At 55.4% G+C, this 22,700-nt stretch carries 22 protein-coding genes and 2 pseudogenes; 10 read left to right on the top strand and 14 right to left on the bottom strand.

The features are described 5' to 3' along the window. Positions 1–237: 237 nt before the first annotated feature. Positions 238–1,230 (bottom strand): ABC transporter permease, encoded by a 993-nt coding sequence (locus LKE28_03605; protein ID MCH3907338.1) that lies wholly within the window; start codon positions 1,228–1,230, stop codon positions 238–240. 104 nt (positions 1,231–1,334) lie between these two features. After that, positions 1,335–3,122 (bottom strand): ABC transporter substrate-binding protein, encoded by a 1,788-nt coding sequence (locus LKE28_03600; protein MCH3907337.1) that lies wholly within the window; start codon positions 3,120–3,122, stop codon positions 1,335–1,337. 198 nt (positions 3,123–3,320) lie between these two features. Between LKE28_03600 and LKE28_03595 the strand changes: the two genes are divergently transcribed. Continuing rightward, complete coding sequence (locus tag LKE28_03595) at positions 3,321–3,782, top strand: helix-turn-helix domain-containing protein (protein MCH3907336.1); 462 nt, start codon at positions 3,321–3,323, stop codon at positions 3,780–3,782. A gap of 50 nt (positions 3,783–3,832) precedes the next feature. Beyond that, positions 3,833–4,252, top strand: coding sequence for a transposase (locus LKE28_03590; GenBank protein MCH3907335.1), 420 nt, complete (start codon positions 3,833–3,835; stop codon positions 4,250–4,252). Positions 4,253–4,612: 360 nt separating this feature from the next. On the opposite strand, the gene LKE28_03585 is transcribed toward LKE28_03590, so the two are convergent. After that, entirely contained in the window at positions 4,613–5,077 is a 465-nt protein-coding gene (locus LKE28_03585) for an ankyrin repeat domain-containing protein (protein ID MCH3907334.1), read from the bottom strand. A gap of 362 nt (positions 5,078–5,439) precedes the next feature. Here LKE28_03585 and LKE28_03580 point away from each other — a divergent pair, with 362 nt between their 5' ends. After that, entirely contained in the window at positions 5,440–6,522 is a 1,083-nt protein-coding gene (locus LKE28_03580) for an adenosine deaminase (GenBank protein MCH3907333.1), read from the top strand. Here LKE28_03580 and LKE28_03575 read toward each other — a convergent pair. Together LKE28_03575 and LKE28_03570 are read right to left on the bottom strand one after the other, a co-directional pair. Beyond that, positions 6,516–7,172, bottom strand: a complete 657-nt coding sequence (locus LKE28_03575) for a rhomboid family intramembrane serine protease (protein MCH3907332.1) — start codon at positions 7,170–7,172, stop codon at positions 6,516–6,518. The two genes, LKE28_03580 and LKE28_03575, sit on opposite strands and share 7 nt — an antisense overlap. A 485-nt stretch (positions 7,173–7,657) precedes the next feature. Continuing rightward, positions 7,658–8,479 (bottom strand): HAD family hydrolase, encoded by an 822-nt coding sequence (locus LKE28_03570; protein ID MCH3907331.1) that lies wholly within the window; start codon positions 8,477–8,479, stop codon positions 7,658–7,660. A gap of 73 nt (positions 8,480–8,552) precedes the next feature. Here LKE28_03570 and LKE28_03565 point away from each other — a divergent pair, with 73 nt between their 5' ends. Both LKE28_03565 and LKE28_03560 read left to right on the top strand, forming a co-directional pair. Beyond that, entirely contained in the window at positions 8,553–9,620 is a 1,068-nt protein-coding gene (locus tag LKE28_03565; protein ID MCH3907330.1) for a Gfo/Idh/MocA family oxidoreductase, read from the top strand. Positions 9,621–9,630: 10 nt separating this feature from the next. Beyond that, a pseudogene (locus LKE28_03560) lies at positions 9,631–10,235 on the top strand (RlmE family RNA methyltransferase). On the opposite strand, the gene LKE28_03555 reads toward LKE28_03560, so the two are convergent. Together LKE28_03555 and htpG are read right to left on the bottom strand one after the other, a co-directional pair. Next, the gene (locus LKE28_03555) at positions 10,236–11,003 is read right to left on the bottom strand and encodes a mechanosensitive ion channel family protein (protein MCH3907329.1); all 768 of its coding nucleotides are present in this window, start codon (positions 11,001–11,003) and stop codon (positions 10,236–10,238) included. A 190-nt stretch (positions 11,004–11,193) separates the two neighbouring features. Beyond that, positions 11,194–13,075, bottom strand: a pseudogene (htpG, locus tag LKE28_03550) (molecular chaperone HtpG). 109 nt (positions 13,076–13,184) lie between these two features. Here htpG and LKE28_03545 point away from each other — a divergent pair. Beyond that, positions 13,185–14,324 carry an ROK family transcriptional regulator gene (locus LKE28_03545; GenBank protein MCH3907328.1) on the top strand — a complete coding sequence of 380 codons (1,140 nt, stop codon included), beginning with the start codon at positions 13,185–13,187 and terminating at the stop codon, positions 14,322–14,324. Between the two features lie 182 nt (positions 14,325–14,506). Here LKE28_03545 and LKE28_03540 read toward each other — a convergent pair whose 3' ends face one another. Together LKE28_03540 and LKE28_03535 are read right to left on the bottom strand one after the other, a co-directional pair. Continuing rightward, positions 14,507–15,034 carry a hypothetical protein gene (locus LKE28_03540; GenBank protein ID MCH3907327.1) on the bottom strand — a complete coding sequence of 176 codons (528 nt, stop codon included), beginning with the start codon at positions 15,032–15,034 and terminating at the stop codon, positions 14,507–14,509. Between the two features lie 2 nt (positions 15,035–15,036). Beyond that, positions 15,037–15,606 (bottom strand): hypothetical protein, encoded by a 570-nt coding sequence (locus LKE28_03535; GenBank protein MCH3907326.1) that lies wholly within the window; start codon positions 15,604–15,606, stop codon positions 15,037–15,039. A 354-nt stretch (positions 15,607–15,960) separates the two neighbouring features. On the opposite strand from LKE28_03535, the gene LKE28_03530 reads away from it, so the two are divergent. From LKE28_03530 to LKE28_03515, 4 genes are all read left to right on the top strand, one after another. Further along, on the top strand, positions 15,961–16,695 hold the full coding sequence (locus LKE28_03530) for a GntR family transcriptional regulator (protein MCH3907325.1): 735 nt from the start codon (positions 15,961–15,963) through the stop codon (positions 16,693–16,695). Between the two features lie 168 nt (positions 16,696–16,863). Next, positions 16,864–17,586 carry a GntR family transcriptional regulator gene (locus LKE28_03525; GenBank protein ID MCH3907324.1) on the top strand — a complete coding sequence of 241 codons (723 nt, stop codon included), beginning with the start codon at positions 16,864–16,866 and terminating at the stop codon, positions 17,584–17,586. Further along, positions 17,583–18,362 carry an ATP-binding cassette domain-containing protein gene (locus LKE28_03520; GenBank protein MCH3907323.1) on the top strand — a complete coding sequence of 260 codons (780 nt, stop codon included), beginning with the start codon at positions 17,583–17,585 and terminating at the stop codon, positions 18,360–18,362. Before LKE28_03525 ends, LKE28_03520 begins: the two co-directional genes overlap by 4 nt. A 72-nt stretch (positions 18,363–18,434) precedes the next feature. Further along, positions 18,435–19,025 carry a flavodoxin family protein gene (locus tag LKE28_03515; protein ID MCH3907322.1) on the top strand — a complete coding sequence of 197 codons (591 nt, stop codon included), beginning with the start codon at positions 18,435–18,437 and terminating at the stop codon, positions 19,023–19,025. 3 nt (positions 19,026–19,028) lie between these two features. Here the strand turns inward: LKE28_03515 and LKE28_03510 are convergent, their stop codons facing one another. The 5 genes from LKE28_03510 to LKE28_03490 are packed head-to-tail and all read right to left on the bottom strand — an operon-like array spanning position 19,029 to position 22,602. After that, positions 19,029–19,937 (bottom strand): transcriptional regulator, encoded by a 909-nt coding sequence (locus LKE28_03510; GenBank protein ID MCH3907321.1) that lies wholly within the window; start codon positions 19,935–19,937, stop codon positions 19,029–19,031. Further along, positions 19,934–20,629, bottom strand: coding sequence for a metallophosphoesterase (locus LKE28_03505; GenBank protein MCH3907320.1), 696 nt, complete (start codon positions 20,627–20,629; stop codon positions 19,934–19,936). The genes LKE28_03510 and LKE28_03505 overlap by 4 nt, the downstream gene beginning before the upstream one ends. A 4-nt stretch (positions 20,630–20,633) precedes the next feature. After that, positions 20,634–21,323: an SDR family oxidoreductase gene (locus LKE28_03500; GenBank protein MCH3907319.1), complete on the bottom strand. Its 690-nt coding sequence runs from the start codon at positions 21,321–21,323 to the stop codon at positions 20,634–20,636. After that, positions 21,323–21,784: a cupin domain-containing protein gene (locus LKE28_03495; GenBank protein MCH3907318.1), complete on the bottom strand. Its 462-nt coding sequence runs from the start codon at positions 21,782–21,784 to the stop codon at positions 21,323–21,325. Before LKE28_03495 ends, LKE28_03500 begins: the two co-directional genes overlap by 1 nt. Then, a complete protein-coding gene (locus LKE28_03490) occupies positions 21,772–22,602 on the bottom strand; it encodes a purine-nucleoside phosphorylase (GenBank protein ID MCH3907317.1) in 831 nt (276 codons plus the stop codon). Before LKE28_03490 ends, LKE28_03495 begins: the two co-directional genes overlap by 13 nt. Positions 22,603–22,700: the final 98 nt, after the last annotated feature.

The following is a 22,700-nucleotide window of genomic DNA, read 5'->3' as shown; positions in this document are numbered from 1 at the left end:
AGGGAGGTGCGCGCCCCGGAGACCAGCTCCACCAGCACGTCACGCCCGAAGTTGTCCGTCCCCAACGGGAATTCGGCGCTGGGGGACTCAAACATCCCGCCGGTCATGGACAGGGGGTCGGTATGGTTGACCATCGGAAAGATGATGATGGCCAGGAGCAACGAAACAAAGATGACGAACCCCACCAGGAACTTGCCCGAATGGAACGCCGTCCGCACGGCATTTGCGTTTCTCATTTCACTGACCCTCCTGCTGGGCGAGCTTGATCCTCGGGTCCACGAACCCATACAGGATGTCGACGACGAAGTTGGCCACCAACACCATCAGGGTGATGACCAACGTGCAGCCGGAGATCAACGGATAATCCTGGTTGCGGATGGCAGAGTACAGTACCGTTCCGATTCCCGGATAGCTGAAGACGATCTCGGCGATCAAGGAACCGCCCATCATCGTGCCCAGGGAAAGGGCAAGACCGGTGATCTGCGGCAGCATGGCGTTGTGGAACACGTACCGGATGATCTTCCGGTCGCTGATGCCAAGGAGCCGGCTGAACTTCACGTAATCGGCGTTCAGCTCGTAGATGGACATCTCCCGCATGCCCAGTGACTGGCCGCCGACGGCGACCAGCACCATCGACCAGAACGGCAACTGGTAGTGGGAAAACACCGAACGGATGAACTCCGGGTTGCTCCAATCGATCAACAGGTCGAACCGGTAGGCCAGGTTTGCCGGAGCGATGTGCAGCGTATTGGCGAAAATCCAGACGAAAATGATGGAAAGTCCGAAGGCGGGAATGGCGTTGAGGAACAAGAACACGGTGAAGACGATGTTGTCGAACACGCCCCGCTTGTAGGCGGCCAGCACGCCCAGGATGTTGCCGATGATCCACGCCACCAGAATGGCGGGAAGCTGCAGCAGCAACGTCCAGCCGAACGCCGAACCGATGATGTTGGAGACATCACGGGGATACTGGCTGAACGAGATGCCCATCTGGCCGTGGAACAGGTTCCGTACGTAGATGAAGAACTGTTTCCACAACGGCTGGTCCAGACCGAACTGCGTCATGTACGTCTCGTACATCCGTTTCATTTGGTTGGTGTCCGCCATTCCTCTTGCCAGCGAATTGACGATTGACGCGACGGGGTTCCCCTTGATCAACCGGGGAAGCACGAAATTCAGTATGACGGCCAGCACCAGGGTGATGGCGTACCACCCCAGTTTCCGCAGCATGTATTTCCTTCTGTTCTGCATCTTCACCACACTTTTCAAAACCAAAGATCCTCCGCCTCCCCAAGGAAGGCGGAAGATCGTAGGAACGAGAACCTTACCACGCGTTATTTCTTCGCATGCAGGTTGTACAGACCCCAGATGCCATATCCATCCATGCACAGTGCCGGAGGAACGTTGGTGCCGTCACCATTCATCGGGAATCCATCCCACACGGAAGTGTTGACCGTGTAGAACACGTTCGGACGATACATCAGTCCGATGCAGGGGATGTCCTTCAGATAGATCAGGTTCAGGTCGGTCCACAGTTTCTTCAACGTGGCGGGATCCGTCTCGTTGGCGATCTGCTGGATCAGCTTGTCCGCCTGCGGATTGCTGTACCGGCCGTAGTTGTGGTATGCCGTCTGTCCGATCGCGGGAAGATCCACCGAGGACATGGCCGTACGGGCACGATCCCACGGACTGGAGATGCCGATGCCGGAATAGCTGTACATGCACAGGTCGAAGTTGCCCGTCTGCATGTCGTTGATCATCACGCCGGCTTCCGGGTAATAGGTATGGATGTCCATGCCGATGGCCTTGGTGCTCTGGGAGACGACTTCCAATGAAGCCTGCCAGTCACTCCAGCCGGAGGGGCACTCCACCTTGAAGGAAAGCTTCACGCCGTTCTTCTCGCGGATGCCATCACTGCCTTTCTTCCAACCGGCGTCATCCAACAGCTTGTTGGCTCCCGCCACATCCACCGTGGCGCCCCACTGGTATGGCTTGAGGGCGTTGGTGTCGACCAAGGACTGCTCCACATCGGTGGGCAGCAGCAACGACGGAACCATCTTCGCCGTATAACCGCTCATTGCGTTCTTGGCGATCAGGCTGTAGTCGATGCTCATGGCGATGGCGCGACGCACCACCGGATCATCCAGTCCGCTCTTGTGGACGTTGATGATCAACCAAGGAATGGTGCCCGGCACGTAGTACGGCAGTTCGCTGAGATACGTCTTGACCGGAGCTCCGCCTTCCCACATCTTCCAAACCTGGGAGATGAACTGTTGGGAGATATCCACCTGGTTGGCGCGAAGAGCCGCGTCTCCGCTGGCGTTGTCCTTGAAGATGTTGTGGGCCAGGTACTTCGGCTTAGGAAGCTTCCCGAACATCGAGGGATCCTTGCCCCAATAGTTGTCGTCACGGACCAGCACGATTTTGGTGTCATCGGAAGAATACAGCTTGTACGGACCGGAAGCCACCGTGTCCTCGTTGACGATCTGCATCAGCTTGGCGCCATCGTTCCCGGCTTCCGCCTCACGTTTCTCCCAAATGTGCTTCGGCATGATGTAGATTGCGCTGATGGCGTACTCCATCATCAACCGGTTGTAGTTCTTCGAACTGCCGACGAACTCAACGGTGTAGTCATCCACCTTGCGCACATCATCCAGATAAGACCACACCGAACTGATGTTCAGCATGTACTTCTGTCCGAGTTTGTAGGTATAGACGACATCATCGGCGGTCAGCGCCACGCCATCGTTCCAGTGGGCGGCCGGTTTCAATGTGACGGACAGCACTTTGCCGTCATCCTTCCACGTATAATCCTTGCCCAGCAGACCATACAGTTTTCCATCCATCTGGTTGTAGGCGAACAGCGTCTCATAGATCACCAGACGTGGAATGGCGTTGTTGTTGGTTATGAACGCATCCACACCGGATGCTCCGATCGGGTTGTGGCTTGCCGCCGTTCCCCATTGCAATCCATTGAAATACAGGGTTTCCGAACGCGGAAGCGACGAAACCTTCGTCGTTCCGGAAGCGGTTTCCTGAGCGCCTGTGGCGAACAGCATCGCAGGCACGACACACACCAGGGTCAAGACCAGAGCCAGACCCCGAAGTCCCCTTTTCATCATGCAAATCCTCCTTTTGCCGAAAGGAGTCCGCCCACCCTTCACATCACGTAAACCTCCATACCTCCTTGCTACGTCATGAAATGCAGACGATTATACCCCTTTCATTCTCATGCTAGTAGTTTGTAACATCTAAATATTGTATAAACGGCCTCAGTGAACTATACTTCGTTATGTGGTATCATAAGGAGGAAGTGCACTATGCCGTCGATAAAATACTTGATTGAATTATCAGATAAAGATCGCAGAAAACTGGAGGGTATCGTTAAAAAAGGGGCCTCTCCAGCTCGTACAATCATGAGAGCGAATATTCTCCTTGCCTCAGACAGAAACGGGAAGAAGCCTATGACCGTCGATGAAGTATCAATTGCCTTTCATGTTTCAAATACTACGGTTCAAAAAGTACGCACTGAATATGCCGCATATGGTCTTGAGGCCTGTATTGAGAGAAAAAAACGCACTACGCCACCTGTGCCTGCGAAAGTGACCGGTGATGTAGAGGCTCATATCATCGCTCTTGCCTGTACGGATCCTCCTGAAGGGTATAGTCGCTGGACAGTACGACTACTTGCTGACAAATGTGTTGAACTGGGCTTCATAGAGTCTGTATCTGCGATGACAATCAATCGCACGTTAAAAAAAACGAATTTAAGCCTCACCTGAAGAAATGCTGGTGTATTCCTGCAAAACAGAATGCTGCATTTGTAGCGGCTATGGAAGATGTCCTGTCTGTATACGCTCGTCCGTACGATGAGAAATTTCCAGTGGTCTGTATGGATGAGAAGCCTGTGCAATTCTTTGCTGATTTGCGAAAGCGCTTTAAGAAGCATGGGGTAGAGTATTACGATAACGAATACATCCGAAATGGAACCGCCTGCATTTTCCTGTTCACAGAACCTTTAGCAGGATGGAGATATGCTGATGCTCAGGAACGAAGAACAAAAGCAGATTGGGCGAGACAGATAGAATGGCTTCTGGATGATCAGTATCCGGATGCTGAGAAGGTTGTCTTGGTCATGGATAATCTCAATACCCATTCTATCTCATCGTTATATGATACATTCCCTCCGAAGAGAGCCTTTGAGCTGGCGCAGCGATTGGAGATTCACTACACACCGAAACATGGTTCCTGATTGGATATTGCCGAGATTGAGCTATCGGCACTTGGTCGTCAATGTCTGGGGAATCGAAGAATTCCGAATCTTGAAACACTGCGAAATGAACTCTCGCATTGGTATCGACAGAGGAATGCGAATCAGAAGGGTGTGAATTGGCAGTTCACTGCCGAGGAAGCCAGGGTAAAGCTCAAAAGGCTATACCCTGTTCTAACTTTTTGATGTTACAAGGTACTAGGTCTGTTTTCCCCAGCTGTCAAGGAACAGTCTTTTTTGGGAAAAGGAAACCAAAAAATAGATTTTATCAAAGAGATCGCTTGACAAAGGTATAAAAACGGGGTGCCTTCCGACACCCCGTTCCTTTTTTGTTGGAAAGCTTCAGTTCGCGCCAAGCTTCTTCAATTCATTGACGATGTACGTCCGCTTCTGGCTCTTGGCATACTCCAGAACGGAATGGCCCTGGTAGTCACGGGCATTGATGTCGGCGCCTTTGTTGATCAACTCGGTGACCACACGGGTCTCCGGATTGGAGTTCACCGCCATGATCAGCGGAGTCTCCCCAAGGTAGTTGCGGGCGTTCAGGTCCGCGCCAGCGGCAAGCAGCGCATCAATGATCTTCGGATTGGTGCTCTTGTTGGCGGCCAGATGCAATGCGTTGGAGCGATACTTCGGCTCGGCTTCCTGGATGTCCGCGCCAGCGGCAAGCAGGACGTTCAGCACGGCGACGCTGGGATTGTACTGGGCAGCCAGCATGATCGGAGTCATTCCCCATTCGTTCTGGGCGTGAATATCTGCACCTTCCTTGAGAAGTACTTTGATCTCAGAGGCTTTCGTTGCCGACACAGCAGCAGCAAGAAGCTTTTTGTTAAGACTTTCAACACTCTTTGCCATTTGTTGTCTCTCCTTGTTAATTCTGTTAGGAATTACACTTACCGATTCAAAGTATTCCAGATATTTAAAAAAAAGTATAGCGTTTCGCATAAAAATTGGAGATTTTAAGAAAACCGGTATTTTTGCGGAATTCCGCAGAAATACCGATTGTTTTTACTGTTTTCACGTTGCTTTTGAAACAACGCGCCAAAAAATACATAGAAAGATACCGGAAAGGTATTCCACAATATATTTGGATTTTTCCGATATTCTGAAAAAATGGAGATCAAGCCTGCTCATTTGCATCACCACGGTTGTGTGCTATACTCCGAGGCATGGTAACGAACGCGATCCTGAACGAAATCCCCAAAGTGGAACTGCACGACCATCTGGACGGTGGCCTGAGGGTCCAGACGGTCATCGACCTGGCCAAACAGGAACAGATCGCCCTGCCTTCGGATGACCCAAAGGAGCTGCATGATTGGTTCGTCCGGGGTGGCAAACAGAAGAACCTCCACCTGTATCTGGAAGCGTTCGCCGTCACCACGGCGGTGATGCAGACCAGGGAAGCGTTGTACCGTGTCGCATTCGAAGCGGTGGAAGACCTGGCGGCGCAGAACGTCTGCTACGCCGAGCTCCGCTTCGCCCCGATGCTCCACCTGACCAAGGGCCTGGCTCCGGAAGAAGTGGTCCAGGCGGTGCTGGATGGCCTGATGGCCGGCAGCAAGAAGACCGGCATGAAGGTCGGCCTGATCCTCTGCGCCATGCGCAACCAGGATCCCGACGTTTCCTTGAAGGTGGCCGAGCTGGCCGTGGCGTTCCGTGACCGGGGTGTGGTGGGATTCGACCTTGCAGGGGATGAGATGGGATATCCTCCCAAGAAACACCTGAAGGCGTTCCAGTACATCCGCAACCAGAACTTCAACATCACCATCCACGCCGGAGAGGCGTTCGGTGTGGAATCCATCTGGCAGGCCATCCAGGTGTGTGGCGCCCATCGCATCGGGCACGGCACCAGGCTGACGGAAGACATGGTGCTGGATGGCAGCCGCATCGCCCAGATGGGTACCCTCTCCCACTTCATTCTTGACCGGCGGATCCCCATCGAGGTGTGCCTTACCAGCAACGTGGGCACCGGAGCGGCAGAAAGCTACGCCGCCCACCCGTTCCCTATTTTCTTCCGCAACAACTTCCGCTGTTTCCTCTGCGCCGACAACCCGCTGATGAGCGATACGACCATCACCAAAGAGATGGAAATCGCCGTGCGGTACTACGGCCTGGATTTCGATGACTTGGAAAAGCTCACGCTGAACGCCATGAAGAGCGCGTTCATCCACAACGACCAGAAGCTGGTGTTGATCTACGACGTCATCAAGAAACGGTACGCCGAGCTCCGCGCCAAGTACCAGCCTCAGTAATCGTTGTGCAGGTAATACCGGAACACTTTCACCGGATTGATCCGTAACCTGACCAGACAGTACAGGAACGCGCCCAGCGCGCCGGCAAGGTGGGTGATGTGGGCGACGTTTCCACCGGCGCCGAACAACTGGCTGTACAGCTCGATGGCCGTGTAGATGATGATCATCAACGGCGCCTTGATGGGGATCAAACCAAAGATGAAGATCCGGGCGCGGGGATAGAAGACGGCGAACAGCACCATGACCCCGAAGATCGCGCCGGAGGCTCCGACCAGCATCACGTTGACGCCGGCGGCAAGATAACAGAGAAAGCTCACCACCCCGGAGAACACTCCGGTGAGCAGGTATGCCAGCAGGAACTCGCTGCTTCCCAGCTGGTTCTCCACCGGGATGCCGAACATCACCAGGGAGAACATGTTCCAGAAAATGTGCTGCACCCCACTGTGGACGAACATGTAGGTAAAGAATTCCCAAACCCATCCCTGGAGAATAAACGACGGGACCATGGCAAGCCGCACGCCCAGATTGGGCGACACGGAGGTCATCAGAAACACGATGACGTTCACCAGGACAAGTTTCCAGGTGACGTTCCAGGAATCATACGGCAACGTCCGCATCCGGACGGTCCTGCGTTGGGGGCTCCAGTTCATGCCATCAAGGTAGGGATTCCGGACAATTGGTCAACCGAATTGATCGATTGTGAAAAAAGTGCACAGATTGCCAGAGATGCACACCTGACGGCCCCAAATTCGTGAAAATTCAGCGAAAAAGTTGGCACGGCGATTGCATGATAGATGGTGTCAGGACAATACAACGTTTTTTCATACAACAACCTCCTTTTTCATGCAAAGGTGCCGCCCCGTCGGACGGCGCCTTTCTTTTGTCTCCATGCAGTGTGCAAATCGTGCAAACTGTTACGTTTTTGCACACCTTGAAAACGAGGATTTTCAGAAAACGCGCCGTTTTCTCTGGGATTTCCCCTGTTTTTTAAGTTGGCACGGAAGTTGCTTGATAGGAGGTAGAGCAAAGAATTCTGTTTTTTTCAATCTAACCTCCTTTAGAATGTGATTTTCTGGCGCTGGCAGCGTCTCTCCCCACCCCACAATGTAACAAGCTGCCAGCGCCTCTTTTTTGCTCACTCCCCAAAGAATATCTTGTGAATGGCGTTCCCCACGCCGCCTTGAGCGACATCGTCGGTGACCAGCCTGGCCACCTCCTTCAATGCGGGCCGGGCGTTTCCCATCGCCACGGGAAAACCGGAAGCCTTCAGCATACCAAGATCATTGTCGTAATCCCCGAAGGCCATGACCTCTTGGGGGGAAATGGCGTAATGGGTGGCAAGGATCGGGATGACGTTCGCCTTGTCCATTCCCTTGGGAGCCGTCTCGATGATGTACGGGGAAGAGAGGAACACGTCCAGGTCGTCCCCCATCCGCTCCTTGAGGGACGCGATGACGCGCCCGACCTTTTGGGTGTCCAGGCTGCGGGGCGTCAGCTTGTAGATCGGCGTTCCCTCCCGTTCGCACCGATCCAGAATATCATCCAGGTTTCCTATGGTTCCTTCCTTCCCGGACATGACCACCTGCTTGTCATACCAAAAGCCATCGTTTTCCTCGGTGTACCAGTCATCCAACCCGAACAGCTGGATGACGATCTGTTCCTTGCGGATGACCGGGAGCATCCGATGCACCAGCTCAACGGGGATGGGTTTGTCGTACAGCACCTCATCCCCCGATTGGACGTACGCGCCGTTGAAACAGCACAGGTCAACCGGTACGCCCAGTTGTTCCGCCACCGGCCGGGCGCTCGCCCGGAAGCGGCCGGAGACGATGGCCAAAGGTATCTGTTTTTCCCGGACGACCCGCTGGATCCACAACCGGTTCGTCTCGGGGAGGATGAAGTCCTTGGTGACCAACGTGCCATCCACGTCGGTACAGATCAATTTCGGAGTTTGCATGCCGTCACTGTACCATGGTCACTCAACCGGAACAACCCTACCATTTCACCCCGGTTTTCCGTATACTGGGGCCATGAACGAACTACGATATGGCTTGATCGGTACCGGTGCCATCGCGGCATCCCACGCAGAGGCGCTTCAGCATATTCCCGGCAGCAGACTGGTTGCCGCCTACGGGCATCATCCCGAAGGCACGCGGACATTCTGTTCCCAATGGCAAATCCACGGATACGACGACATCAGGACGATGGTGGCGGAAGAACAGCTCCAGGCGGTGATCATCGCCACGCCGCACGCCACCCATTCCCTGCTGTCGCAGGAGGCGCTGGAGGCCGGTGTCAACGTATTGAGTGAGAAGCCCATGGCCATCACGCCGGCGGAATGCGCGAAAGAGCTGAAGATGGCGGAGAAACGCCATCTGCAGATCGGTGTCATCAGCCAGAGGCGCTGGTTCCCCTCAACGCAGCGGATGCGAGCGGCAATCGATCAGGGGAAGATCGGGAAGGTGATGCTCGGCCAGGTGATGGTCCTTGAGTGGAGGGACGCCAAGTACTACGCCTCCGCCCCATGGAGAGGCAAATGGGCCACCGAAGGTGGTGGCATCACCATCAACCAGTCGGCCCATCAGATCGACCTGCTCTGCTGGTTTCTCGGACCGGTCAAGGAGGTGTATGGCTGCTGCACCAACATCAACCACCCGTACATCGAGGTGGAGGACACCACCGTCGCCACGGTGAAGTTCCAAAGCGGCGCCACGGCCAGCCTGATGCTGTCCAACTCCCAGAATCCCGGACTGTACAATACCGTCCACCTGTTCGGGGACAACGGGGCGGCCATTGGCGTGCAGACCGACGGAGGGGCGGCGACCGCCACCCCGTCCTCGGGAGACGCGCCGTTCAACGACCTGTGGACGATCCCGGGCGAGGAATCGATGCTTCCCGTATGGAAGGAAGAGGATGCCAAGCTGTTTGCGGCCCACCCCGGTTCGTACTACTTCCTCGGCCAGCAGATCGCAGATTTCTCCGACGCCATCCGGGAAGGGCGGAAGCCGAAGGTCACCGGCTACGATGGAATGGAAGCGGTCAAGGTGATCGACGGCATCTACGCATCCTCCCGTACCGGCAGACCGGTCGTCTACTAGGGAGCGTTCCATGCCGAACATCAACAGCAGAAGAGACAAGGCGGACAGCTACACGCAACGGGCCCACAAGGAAGGATACCCAGCCCGAAGCGTCTACAAACTGGAGGAGATCCAGAAGAACTTCCGGTTGATCAAAAAGGGAGACAAGGTGCTGGATGTGGGGGCGGCCCCGGGATCCTGGACGCTGTACGTCTGCAGGGAACTCCTGAAAGGGGAAGGCTCCATGGTCAGCGTCGATCTGAACCCGCTGTCCATCTCCCCCATCCCACCGATCGTCACGGCGTTTGTCGGGGATGCCTTCTCCAAAGAGATCCGCGCGAAACTGGTGGAACTGGGGCCGTATGACGCCATCATCAGCGACGCGGCGCCGATGACCACCGGCAACCGCTCGGTGGATACCTCCCGCAGCGAATGGCTCGCCGAGCAGGTGGTGCTGCTCTCTGAAGAGCAGCTCAGACCGCACGGCAATCTGGTGCTGAAGATCTTCCAGGCGGCGGCCAGGTGGAGATCATCCGGACGATGCGGCAGCGGTTTGCCAAAGTCAAACCGTTCAAGCCAGAAGCGTGCCGGGAAGATTCGTTCGAGATATACCTGGTCGGACTGGACAAGAAGTGATCAGCCCTTGTCGTTGATGACGTGTACGTCAAGCTGATTGTACGGAATGTCAATTCCCGCTTTGGTCAGATAATCGTACCATTCACCCTGGAACCGCCATTTGATCGTCCAGACATCCGCCGGCTTGGTCCATGGACGAACCACCAGATTCATCTCGCTATCCCCCAGTTCGGCGACCTCGATCGTCGGAGCGGGATTGGGAAGCACTTCAGGATAGGTAGCCAGTTTTTGCCGGATCAACTCCTTGACCCGTGGAATATCCGAACCGTAGGCTATGGAGATCGTCATGTCGACACGACGTTTGTCCATGGAGGAGTAGTTGACGATCGGGCTTCCCCAGACCAACTTGTTTGAGATAGTGATGTCCCGGTTGTCAGGTGTGACAAGCGTCACGCAAATCAGATCCATGTCGGTGACCGTCCCGCTGAAAGAACCACTGTCGATGTAGTCACCAATCTTGAATGGCGCGTTAATGATGATCATCACCCCGGAAAGGAGATTCCCCAATGTCTCCTGGAACGCCAATCCAAGGACGACACCGGTGATTCCTAAACCGGCAAGAACAGGACGCATGTTGATGCCCATGTGGTTGAAGAACCAGACGACCAAAAAAATCCATCCCAGAATGCTGATCATCTGGCAGATGAACCGCGCCATCAAGTCATTCACACCTTTGCTCCGGGCAAACACCTTCTTCAGTACGTACAAAAGCCATGTGATGAGCAACCGCACAACAACAACACCGGCGGCACCTCCAATGAGTGTCACAAAAAAAGCAGTCCATCCTTTCGTGGCCCATCCTTCCAGATTATCCATCAACAATTGAAAAAATGAGGGTTGTGGCGTTTCTCCATCAAACAACAACATACCATCCTTCCTTATGGGGAAAAACGTACCATCGGAGCATAAAAAAAGCAAGGGCGAATCACCCCTGCTTTTGGATAGTACAATCAAACGGTTATTTGGACAAAAGTGCATGCAGTTTCTTGGTGAATCCCACCGGATCCTTGGGCATCACCCCTTCGGTGAGGAGCGCCTGGTCCAGCAGGACGGAACAGTAATCGTCCACCACCTTCTGGTCCTTCTCCGCGGCGATCTTCTTCACCATCGGATCATCCACGTTGACCTCGAGGATCGGCTTGGCTTCCTCGTACGGCTGGCCCATGCTCTTCAGGATCTGCTGCATCTGTACCGTCGGCTCGTTCTCGTCCACCACGATGATGGCGGGCGAATCGGTCAGACGGGTGCTGACCACCACGTCCTTGACCCGGTCTCCCAGGCTCTTCTTGATGGTTCCGATCAGATCCTTGGACGCGTCGGTCTTTTCCTTCTTCTCGGCGTCACTCTTCAGATCGTCCATGCTGCCGCTCTTGTTGATCGCCTTCAGCGGAAGCTCCTTGTACGTACCGATGGTGCCGACGACGAATTCGTCGATCTCCTCGCTCATCACCAGCACTTCGTAGCCTTTCTTGGTGTACGCCTCGATCAACGGGCTGTGCTTCAGCGTCTCTTCCTTGCCGCCGGTGATGTAGTAGACGCTCTTCTGGTCGGCCGGCATCCGGTCCTTGTACTCCTTCAGGCTGACATAGCCATCCTTCAGGGAAGACTTGAACCGCACCAGCTCCAGCAGGTCGTCCCGGTTCTCCCAATCCCCGTACAGCCCTTCCTTCAACGGGCGGTTGTACTGCTCGATGAACTTGGTGTACAGCGCGGGGTCCTGTTCGGAGATCCGCTTGAATTCTCCCAGCACTTTCTTCACCGAAGCGCTGCGGATCGATGCCATGATCTTGTTCTGCTGCAGGATCTCACGGGAGACGTTCAACGGCAGATCCTCGCTGTCGATGACCCCCCGGAGGAAGCGGAGGTAGGTGGGCATCAGCTCTTTGTCGTCGTCGGTGATGAACACCCGCTTCACGTACAGCTTCACGCCGGGCTTGTAGTCGGCGTAGTACAGATCGAACGGAGCCTTGGCGGGTACGTAGAACAACGTGGTGTACTCCAGCGTCCCTTCCGCCTTGGTGTGCAGGTAGAACAGGGGATCGTCACTCTCATGGAACGTCGTCTTGTAGAAGTTGTTGTAATCCTCCGGCTTCAGCTCGCTCTTGTTCCGCTTCCACAGCGCCGTGCAGCTGTTGATCTGCTCGACCTTGTGCTGCTTGGTCTGTTTGGGATTGCCTTTCTCGTCCTTCTGCTTGTCGTCGTAGGTGACATCGTCATAGGCCAGGAAGATCGGGAAGGCGATGTTGTCGCTGTACTTCTTCACCAGGTTCTTCAGTTCCCACTGGTTGGCGTACTCGCTGCCATCCTCGTTCAGGTACAGGATGATGGTGGAACCTTGGCTGTCCCTGGTAGCCTTCTCCACATTGTATGTCCCTTCCCCGGAGGAAGACCACTTGTACGCTTCCTCCTCTCCGGCTTTGCGGGAGATCACCTCGACTTTGCTGGCGACCATGAACGCCGAATAGAAGCCGACGCCGAACTGCCCGATCAGGTTGGAATCCTTCTTCTGCTCATCGGTCAAGGAAGCCAGGAACTTCCGGGTGCCGGAGGAAGCGATGGTCCCCAGGTTGGCGTTCAGATCCTCTTCGTTCATGCCGATGCCGTTGTCGCTGATCGTCAGCGTCTTCTGGTCCTTCGGTGGTGAACGAAATATCAATCCTCGGCTCAAAGGAAAGGGACTTGAGTTTCTCATCGGTCAATGTCAGGTACTTCAGCTTGTCCAGCGCGTCCGACGCGTTGGAAATCAATTCCCTGAGGAAAATTTCCTTGTTGGAATACAACGAATGAATGATCAGGTGGAGCAGATCCGCCACCTCGGTCTTGAATTTTTTTTCAGCCATAGCTCAACAAACCTCCACTGCTACGTTACGATAACATACTCACAAAACGGGGAAACGACAACTTCCAAAGAGGTTCACAAAACCCAAGCCGCAAGGTATGCTGGTATCCATGAATTTCTCGCAGCCCCATGCCATCCGGATGATCAACCGACTCCGTGTGCTGAACCTGGTCAGGACGAACGACCTGATCAGTCGCACCGACATCTCCAAGGCCCTCGGCCTGAACAAGCCTTCCTGTGGCGAAATCGTCCAGGCGTTGGTCGACGAAGGCCTTCTGGTGGAGAAGGAAAAGGCGGAGACGGCCACCGGTCGCAGGCCCACCCCGCTCTCGCTGAACAAGACGGGACGGCTGGTCGTCGCGGTGGACATGGGCAGCAGGAACTGCTCCATGGCCATATCCGACCTGACGGGGAACACGCTTCGGTTCGAACGCTTTCCCGTCTCCATCTCCCCAAAACCGGAAGAACTGCTCGTCCAGGTGCTGAAGTCGCTTCTTCGCATGACCAAGGGAGTGACCGACCAAATTGCCGGCGTGGCGGTCAGCGTCGGCGGGGTGGTCAGTCCGGATGGGAGGACCCTCGCCGAGCAGTACGATTGGAACTGGAAAAACATGCCGCTTGCCGACGCGTTCACCCACAACCTGAAGGTTCCCGCCATCGTGGTGAACAACACCGCGGCGATGGTGGCCGCCGAGCGTTGGTTCGCGTCCCCCACCCCCGACCGCTTCCTGTACGTCAATTGGGGGGAGCACATCACCAGCAGCGTGGTCTATGGCGCCGAGGTGATCAGCGGCACGACGCAGATCGGCCACATCAAGGTAACGGACCGGGGTCTGTGCCGGTGCGGAGGGATCGGATGCCTGGAGACGGTCGCCAGCGGATGGGCGCTCAGTGAGGCGTTCGGAGGAAAGACGGTCAAGCAACTTGCTTCAGATCCGCCCCAAGGGTTTGACGCCGCCATCCGTTCGGCATGCACGGCGCTTGCCTCCGTGCTGGTCGATGCCGTCGCGTCCACCGGAGTGGACCACGTCATCCTGGGCGGGGGGCTTGCCGGACTGGGAGAAGCGACCATCACCTTCCTCACCTCGGAACTCCAGCGCCTTCTGCCCCACCGGCTCTCCGGCACCAGCCTGGAATGCTCCAAGTTGGGGGAACGGGCGGGGATTCTTGGGCCGGTGGCCGTTGCGTTGGACCAATTCGTCTTCCGCCAGCAGTTCCTGGATTCGCTTGACGCCCACGCCGAGACATAAAAATACCGCTACCCGGAACGGATAGCGGCAACCTCCTACCGATAGACGCTGGCAAAATCGTCTATACAAGAAAAAACAACGACAGATGTTATTGTCGCATGGTTCTTGGATTTGTCAAATAGTATTTTTGCGTTTTCGCGAGAAAAACGAGGTAGGTTGCAACAAAATGCGCAAACTTCGCTTCAGTTTGATGTCGACATGTTCACCGTGATGGAACCGGTATACTCACCGGCTTCCAGCTGGGTGTCCGCGTCTTTCTTCGCCGTGATGGTAAGGGAACCGACCATCACATCCTCCTGGTTGCCCTTCTTGAAGTCGATGACGAAGGTGTTTCCATGGGAGATCCGGACGTCAGGATTGGCGGAGGCCAACGTAATGGAGGTATCCACCACATGGTCGGCGTCCTTACGAAGCGGCGAAAGATCAAAACTCAACATGCCCTGCTTCGCCTCGTCCAGATTGCTGGAATAGCCGAAGGAAACGGTATGCTTCACTTCCCAGGGACCGTCCGTCTGGGGAAAGGTAAACTCGATATCCACCACGTTCCCCTGTTGCAGGGATCCATTCTCATCATATACGGAGACGGTAATGTCACTTTCCAGGATATCACCGGACAACGTCGCCGTCACCGCGCTGGGAAGCGACACCTTGGCGGCAAACACTGCCGCGCCACAGAGAAGCAGGATCCATACAGAGAGCGTTTTTCTCATACTTAATCCTTATAGGTAAGGGACATCGTCACGGAAGACAGGTATTGCCCCGGAGGCGCTTCCGCAACCTGTTGCTGGTCGGCGGTAATATGGATCACATAGGTGTATTCCGTGGTACCGTACACGCTGTCGAAGTCGATCAACGGGTAGACGCTTTTCGTCGCGGTGACCAACGTCCCGTTCGTCACCACGGAACTCTGCCCTTCCGCACCGATTTCCGAAGCGGAGGTTGGCGCGATTTCCTTGCCGTTGACGGTCACCGACGCAATGGCGATGGTGACCTGCCCGGACGCTTCATCCGTCTGCCGTTGGAACGGCGTGATCTCCGCATAGACCAGCATCCCCGCCGGTTGGTTGGTCCGGATGGTATAGTACAGATCCACGCCATCCTTGCCCAGCGCGTTGTCCACCGCCGTGGTATCCCGGAGCGTGTCAGATGAAGGATCCAGGAACCCATGGAGCAGATAGCCGCTGACGGACATGTTCACGTCGGTGGTGAACGTCTTGTCCGCGAAGAGCGGAGACGCCAAGACGACGAGAAGGATCATGATGATGCAAAGCCCTTTCTTCATATCGTCGTTCCGCCTCCACACCAACGCCAATCCGGCTGGCTGTCTCGAATATACTGTACTCCCAAACATATGTCAATGGAATTGGCATTTTACCAAAAGACACGAATTTGTTTTGTTTTTATTGTTTCTATTTCCCATTCCATAAATAAGTTATGATTCTTTATCTTATGACACTTTCCACTTGTTCCGAACTTTTTACCAGAAAATACCCCTTCTGCCAATGTTTTTGCCGTAAACCGCAAATCCCGCAGAAAAATGCAGAAAACTTCGTACATTTTCTCCTACAGGGAGACTGCACAAACCATCGGTTCCGTGGTAGGATTACCCTGAAGTAGAAGCAAAAAGAGGCAACGTATGATCACACCTTTGACCACAGAGACAAAATCCACCGCAATCGCCAACAAACTGGAGGAGATGATCCTCGCCAAGAAGTACAAGGCGGGAGAAGCGCTTCCCAGCCAGCACGAACTGGCGTTGCAGTTCTCCGCCTCCAGCCGTTCCGTGCGGGAAGCGTTCAAGAATCTGGAAGCCAAAGGGTTGATCCAAGTCAGCCAGGGAAAGAAAGCAATCGTCAAGAGCAACAGCCTCGACCAGTTCGTCGAGTCCCTGTCCATGTCGATGATCAGCAAACAGGCCCCGGACAAGAAGTTGATCAGCGACCTGCTTCAGGTGCGCACCACCATCGAGGTCTCCGCAGCCAGGGAGCTGTCCCGGGAGCCGAACCGCATGCTGGTCGTCCGTTCCCTCGCCCGCTGCGCGTCCAAGATGGAGCAGCTTCTTCCCCAGCTGGAGAACGGCAAGGATCCCGAAGCGCTGAAGCAGTTCAAGCAACTGGACTTCGAGTTCCACACCACGTTGATCCGCTCCAACGACAATGTGATCCTCAACTCCATCTACGAGAACCTGGCGCCCCAGCTGTACAACGTCATCGACCGTACAGCGGAAACGTTCGCCGAACAGAAGAAGAAGGTCAACGAATACAACTACCTGGTTGAGGCGGAGGAGAACGGACAGACCGATCTTGCCGTAGCGCTCACGCTGGTCAACTTGACCAACATCAAGGACAAGGTGGAAAAACTGGACTTCTGACGTTCTGGATTGTCAAATGTTCTTCTGAAGTGTCAAATTCCTCATTCATACTTCTCACTGATGACATCATTTATCTTGATAAAATTCAAGGTCTTGCATAACTTATGAAATGTAGGTATGATACATTCAGTTGGAAACCTATTACTTATGACAGAATAGAAGGTGCATATGGAACTGGCAAATGAAACGAAAACCGCGAAGATCGCAAAAACGTTGGAAAAGCTGATCCTTGAAGGCAAACTGCCACGGGGATCTTTCCTCCCTTCCCAACAAGAATTGGCCAACCAGTTCCAGACATCCTCCCGTCCCATCCGAGAGGCGCTGAAGCTTCTGGAAGCCAAAGGGTTGATCCAGATCAACCAAGGAAGAAAAGCCCAGGTTTGTTCCAACAACCTTGACCAGTTCGTCGGTTCCCTCTCCGCCAGTCTTCTCACCCAGTACACCTTCAACCGCAAGATGATGAAGAACCTGATGCAGGTGTGCACCAGCGTCATCACCAGCGCCGCCCGTGAGTTTTCCCGGTGCGAGAACCGGAAGATGGTGACGGCGGAACTGAGGGATTGTGTCGCACGGATGGAAAAACATTCGGACAATCCGCTGCAGACGCTTTCCGAAGAACGGAAATACTTCTTTACGTTGGTCAAAGCCAACAACAACCAGATCCTCCTGGCCATCTACGAGAACATGATGCCGCTGGTGATCAACGCCATCAAACAGGTTTCGTTCACCCCTGCGGAGATTGAGAAGCAGACGAAGAACTGCATCTATCTGCTGGAAGCGTTGGAAAACGGGCAGACCGATCTGGCCGTCGCTCTCACCTTGGTCACGATCAGCACCATCCAGAACAAAGTCCTGGCGAAATTCCCTGACGAGGCGGAAGCGCTGGCGTGAGTGAGGTCATCCGCATCGAGCACGCGACGGTACGCCGCGAGGGCGTACCTATCCTTGATGACGTCTCTTTTTCCGTTCACGAAGGGGAACGGGTCGCCGTCATCGGGCCGAACGGAGCCGGAAAAAGCACGCTGGTCCAGGTGATCAGCGAAGAGATCCACCCGCTGTACAATCCCCTGGGAAAACGGATCCTGTTTGGAAACGACCACTGGCAGGTCAGTGAACTGCGCAAGCGCCTTGGCATCGTCTCCCAGGCGTTGCAGTGGATGTGCAACTCCACCGACAGCGCGTTCGATATCGTCGTCTCCGGGTTCTTCAGCTCCATAGGGCTGGATTTTCACCATCATGTCACCGAAGAAGAGCAACAAAAAGCGCTGGAAGCGATGCGGAGAACCGGCAGTCTGGAACTGAAGGACAAGCAGATGAACCGTCTTTCCAGCGGAGAGGCGCGCCGGGTCCTGTTGGCCCGCGCCTGCGTCCATGATCCCTCCGTTCTGCTGCTGGACGAAGCGGCCGGCGCCCTGGATTTTCCCGCCCGCGCCCACTATCGGGAGATCATCCGCACGTTCGCCCAGGAAGGCCGGACGTTGATCCTCGTCACCCATGAACTGTCCGAGATCATCCCGGAGATCGACCGGGTGGTGTTGATGCGCCACGGCCGCATCGTCGCCGATGGTTCCAAAACGGAGATGCTCACCGCAGAACGGCTTTCCGATCTGTACGGCACCAAGGTGTACGTGGACCGGCACGACGGGCTGTACAACGCCTGGTGCTGAACCGTTTTTGGTTTTGCCTTTCCCCCATTTCAAGAGTATACTGAAAGAAACGAATCCTTCGGGAGGGATGCCATGAAGCGATGTTCCATCATCATCCACAGCGTTACCGGAAATTGTTACATTCTCGGTTCCTACCTCAGGGACCTGATGCGTGAGCGCAACGTCGACGCCCGGTTGTACCGCGTCGAGGACCCGGATCTCCACATCTGGGCGGAAAAACAGGATACCACCAACGAATTCTACGAAGATATTCTCGCATTGCCGGTGGCGACCATCGAGCTCCTTCTGAAGAGCGACATGATCATCCTTGGCTCCCCGACCCGCTTCGGGAACGTGACGGCGGAGATGAAGGCATTCCTGGACGAAACCTTCCCGCTTTCGGAGAGCAGGGAGCTGAACGGCAAGTTCTTCGCCTGCTTCACCAGCTGCCCCCATTCGACCAACGAGGGCTCCCATGCGCTGGATGACATGATCCACTGGGCGCAGTGCCAAGGGTTGCTCCACATCCCGTTCGGCGTCCATGCGGAGATCGACGACCAGAACCAGCCGGCCGCCGGCATCGTACATCTGGCCGGCAAAGAGAACATGATCCGCCCCAGCGAACAGTTGGGCAACGTCATGTCCGTCTATGCCGACGACTTGGCCGCCTACATCCAGGAATAACGATCACTCCTTGGAGAAAAATCGCTTGATCCGTAACAGGAAGGAGACCAGTGGGCTCTTGCTGTATCGCTTCTTGTAATCGGCCGCCGCGGCGGCAATGGTCACGTCATTGCCTTTTTCATGTTTCATATTGTCCCAGTGCCGGACGATCCACATGTACATGTCCGCTTCGGTCATGCCAGGGAACGAGGAAAGCAGGTGGTCGCGGCGGATTTCTTCGACGATCGGCTTGTAGACGTTGGCGTACCAGCTCTTCGCCGCGTCGGCGAAGCTGATCTCCTCCTTGATCCCTTGGTTGATGTAGTACTTGTGGACCAGAATATGGTTGATCATCTCCGGATAGAAACCGGCGGTGTTTGATTTGATCTCATCCATCGGCAGGTACGCCTCGGGATGGTACTGCTCGATGAACCGCTGGCGCTCGTACTCGCAGACCCGCTGGTTCAGTTCCTTCATCGTCATGCCTGGTTCCAGCTTGATCTCGCTGTCCAGCTCGACCACCTCGGCGTCGATGAACTCCACCCCCTGGGTCTTCGCCACGGAAACGCGATGATTCCCGTCCCGGACGAAGTAATAATCCCCCAGCTTGTACACGGAGATCGGAGGGAGGATGACATTCTCCTTCTGCGCTTCGTCGATGCTGCGCCAACGGGCGCGAAGCATCTCCTTCTTGGGATAAAACGCCAGGGAAAAATCATGGTATCGGCCTTCCGAGCCGATGATGTTCTTCACCGGAATGGTCTGCATGCCGCGATACGTCTCCCCTTTGGGTTTGATCAACTTGGTGACGTCGTACAAGGAGAGCAAGTCGGTGTTCTTCCAGGAAAGGCCGGACATCAACGCCTGCATCCTTCCCCTGCGCTTGGCGCGCTCGAAATCATCGTTGGCTTGGTTGAAAGCTTCTGTAATCATTTCCTTTTTCCCAATTCCGGGTCATCCAACACGAAGTTTTGATAGATGTTGATGACCTTGGTTTGTCCGTATTGCACCACACGTTCGTGATTCAAATCAAGCAGATGGACGTGGCCGTGCAGGAGGTACTTCGGCTTGTACCTGCGCATGAACAGCAAAAACGCGGCGAATCCGGTATGGCAACGGTCAATGTCATCGTTGATGCCCAGCGGGGGCGCGTGGGTCACCAGGATATCCAGATAGCGTCCATGGACCAGTTTGTTCCACAGCAGGTGGGGAGCCATCTTCATGATGCGCGAGCGCATCTCCCGTTCGGTGAACTGGTTCTTCCCTTTGTTGTACCGGATGCTTCCCCCCAGTCCCGCAATGATCAGATTGTGGCGCTTGTCGTAGATGACCCGCCCATCAAGGTAGGTTCCGCCGTAGTCCGGCATCACCTGCACCCGTTGCGGACCGTTGTCGTAACTCAGTCCCGTCACCTGCCCTTCCTTGGTGAACTGGCCCATCGCCTCCAGGTTGTGGTTGCCGAAGACGAAATACAGGTCTTTGTTCAACGTGGAGATGATGAACTCATAGTACTTCAGCGGGAGATCCCCCGCGCTGATGACCAGATCGACGTCGCCGTACCGTTTGGCGATGTTCTTTGAGTAGATCAACGGATCCGTTTCGTCACTGATGCACAGGATCTTCATACGCTCACCCCATCAGGTATCCGCAATCGACGACGATCACCTGACCGGTCATCGCCGTGTTCTCCGCTTCGAACAGCACCGTCTGGGCCACTTCCTCCGGTTTGACCATCCTGCCCAGCAACGCCCGGGACTCGAACTGTTCCCTGACGGTGTTCCCTTCTGCATGCAAGTATGGCGCATCCAGCAGGCCAGGGGCAACGGCATTGACCCGGATGGGGGCGATTTCCGCCGCCAAACTTTGCGTATAGGCGACAACCGCGCCTTTGGAGGCGTCATAACTGACCGTTTTCCCGAACCCGGGATGCAACGCGTTGATGGACGCGATGTTGACGATGGCGCCAGACGGAGCAAAGACGGGAAGGAGGCGCTGCACCACCCGGTGCAACCCCCGGATGTTCACGTCAAACACCTTGTCCCATGCGGAAAGGGGAATCTCTTTCTCCGTGTAACTCTCAAAGACCCCGCTGTTGTTGACCAGGACATCCACCGAACCAACCGCGGAGAGCGCTTCCAGACCATCCTCTGAAGTGACATCAACACACAATGGCGTCACCCCGGAAACACTCCGCAGCGTCGCAGCACGGGCTCCTTCATGGGCGTAGCACCCGTACACATGATATCCATGGGAGAGAAACAGCCGGGTGGTTGCCAGACCCAGGGTGCTGTCCGCTCCGGTGATGACGACGTTCCGCATCACAGATATTCCTCGATTCCGGGACAGTCGGGATAGGAGATCAGGAGATCCCGGGTCCCCTGACGATACCGGGTGGCGTCATACGGCGGGACCATTGTCGTGGCGCACAGGGCGTATCCATCAGACTCCTCAAGCTTCGTTCCCTGCCAGCAGCCACCGGGCACGATGGTCACCGGCTTTCGTCCATCCGAGGCGAGCCCCAACAGCGTGTACGTGTGCCGGCCGTCGGGGAACAGCACCAGTTGCCGAAGCGGAGAGCCTTCCAGGAAGTACCATACTTCATCGGTAGGGAGCCAATGGAGATGGGAGAAACTGTCCTTGTCCACCAGGTAGTAGATGGTGCCTCCCAGGATTTCCGCGCCGCTACGGAGCGTGTAGATCTTCCGGTAGTATCCGCCTTCCCCTTCCAGCGGAACCAAGCCCAAGGAGTGGATCAACGCTTCCGCTTTCACCGCGGCCACCCCTTGACGATGCTCCTCACCAGCGCGGTGAAGGTGTGCTTGACCTTCTCCCCCGTTTCCAGCACTTCTTCCGTTGTCAATGGCTGGTCGAGGATTCCCGCCGCCATGTTGGTAAGGCAGGAGATACCCATTGTCCGCATCCGCATATGGCTTGCCGCGATGGCTTCCGGGACGGTGGACATGCCCACCGCGTCGGCACCGCACATCCGGGCGAAGCGGACTTCCGCCGGAGTCTCATACTGCGGTCCGGTGAACAGCTGGTAAATACCTTCCTTGAGATCAACACCCAACTGATCCGCACACTGTTTTGCATAGGCCCGGAGGGCTTTGTCGTACGTATTGCCCATATCGAAGAACCGCTGTCCCAGCTCATCACAGTTGGGGCCGCGCATCGGGCTTTCCGGGATCAGCTTGATGTGGTCAGTGATCAGCATCAGATTGCCCGGTTTCCATGCCGTGTTGACGCATCCCGCCGCATTGGTCAAGAGCAGGTTCCGTATGCCAAGCATGTACATTGTCTGGATGGGATAGACGATCTGGTCCATCCCGTACCCTTCGTAGTAGTGGAACCGTCCCTGCATGCAGAGGACCCGTTTGCCTTCCAGCTTCCCGATGATCAGGCGGCTCTTGTGTCCTGGTGCCGTGGAAACGGGGAAATTGGGGATATCCTTGTACGGGATGATCACCGCATCAGCGATCTCATCGCCAAGACCACCCAAACCGCTGCCCAGCACGATGCCGATCTCCACCGGCTCATTCCCGATCCGTGAGACGATGAACTTCTTCGTCTCCTCCAGCTTCTCCATCAACCGTTCCATACCATCCTCCGTCTCATCCCATCATACCAGAAACTGAGGAAGAGGAGCAGTGAAAGACAAAACAAACATCGTGTAGTCTTAAAAAACCAAGAACAAAG

It is taken from the genome of Sphaerochaeta sp., from assembly GCA_022482495.1.
GTDB lineage: Bacteria > Spirochaetota > Spirochaetia > Sphaerochaetales > Sphaerochaetaceae > RUG023.
This window is presented reverse-complemented; position numbering and strand designations above follow the sequence as displayed.

What these genes read in the sequence shown, in the direction of transcription:
- LKE28_03500 (MCH3907319.1), bottom strand. Translation starts at nt 21,323, where the DNA reads ATGCGGAACGTCGTCATCACCGGAGCGGACAGCACCCTGGGTCTGGCA.
- LKE28_03605 (MCH3907338.1), bottom strand. Translation starts at nt 1,230, where the DNA reads ATGCTGCGGAAACTGGGGTGGTACGCCATCACCCTGGTGCTGGCCGTC.
- LKE28_03510 (MCH3907321.1), bottom strand. Translation starts at nt 19,937, where the DNA reads ATGATTACAGAAGCTTTCAACCAAGCCAACGATGATTTCGAGCGCGCC.
- LKE28_03580 (MCH3907333.1), top strand. Translation starts at nt 5,440, where the DNA reads ATGGTAACGAACGCGATCCTGAACGAAATCCCCAAAGTGGAACTGCAC.
- LKE28_03490 (MCH3907317.1), bottom strand. Translation starts at nt 22,602, where the DNA reads ATGGAACGGTTGATGGAGAAGCTGGAGGAGACGAAGAAGTTCATCGTC.
- LKE28_03545 (MCH3907328.1), top strand. Translation starts at nt 13,185, where the DNA reads ATGAATTTCTCGCAGCCCCATGCCATCCGGATGATCAACCGACTCCGT.
- LKE28_03575 (MCH3907332.1), bottom strand. Translation starts at nt 7,172, where the DNA reads ATGAACTGGAGCCCCCAACGCAGGACCGTCCGGATGCGGACGTTGCCG.
- LKE28_03565 (MCH3907330.1), top strand. Translation starts at nt 8,553, where the DNA reads ATGAACGAACTACGATATGGCTTGATCGGTACCGGTGCCATCGCGGCA.
- LKE28_03595 (MCH3907336.1), top strand. Translation starts at nt 3,321, where the DNA reads ATGCCGTCGATAAAATACTTGATTGAATTATCAGATAAAGATCGCAGA.
- LKE28_03590 (MCH3907335.1), top strand. Translation starts at nt 3,833, where the DNA reads ATGGAAGATGTCCTGTCTGTATACGCTCGTCCGTACGATGAGAAATTT.
- LKE28_03515 (MCH3907322.1), top strand. Translation starts at nt 18,435, where the DNA reads ATGAAGCGATGTTCCATCATCATCCACAGCGTTACCGGAAATTGTTAC.
- LKE28_03505 (MCH3907320.1), bottom strand. Translation starts at nt 20,629, where the DNA reads ATGAAGATCCTGTGCATCAGTGACGAAACGGATCCGTTGATCTACTCA.
- LKE28_03530 (MCH3907325.1), top strand. Translation starts at nt 15,961, where the DNA reads ATGATCACACCTTTGACCACAGAGACAAAATCCACCGCAATCGCCAAC.
- LKE28_03600 (MCH3907337.1), bottom strand. Translation starts at nt 3,122, where the DNA reads ATGATGAAAAGGGGACTTCGGGGTCTGGCTCTGGTCTTGACCCTGGTG.
- LKE28_03535 (MCH3907326.1), bottom strand. Translation starts at nt 15,606, where the DNA reads ATGAAGAAAGGGCTTTGCATCATCATGATCCTTCTCGTCGTCTTGGCG.
- LKE28_03570 (MCH3907331.1), bottom strand. Translation starts at nt 8,479, where the DNA reads ATGCAAACTCCGAAATTGATCTGTACCGACGTGGATGGCACGTTGGTC.
- LKE28_03540 (MCH3907327.1), bottom strand. Translation starts at nt 15,034, where the DNA reads ATGAGAAAAACGCTCTCTGTATGGATCCTGCTTCTCTGTGGCGCGGCA.
- LKE28_03525 (MCH3907324.1), top strand. Translation starts at nt 16,864, where the DNA reads ATGGAACTGGCAAATGAAACGAAAACCGCGAAGATCGCAAAAACGTTG.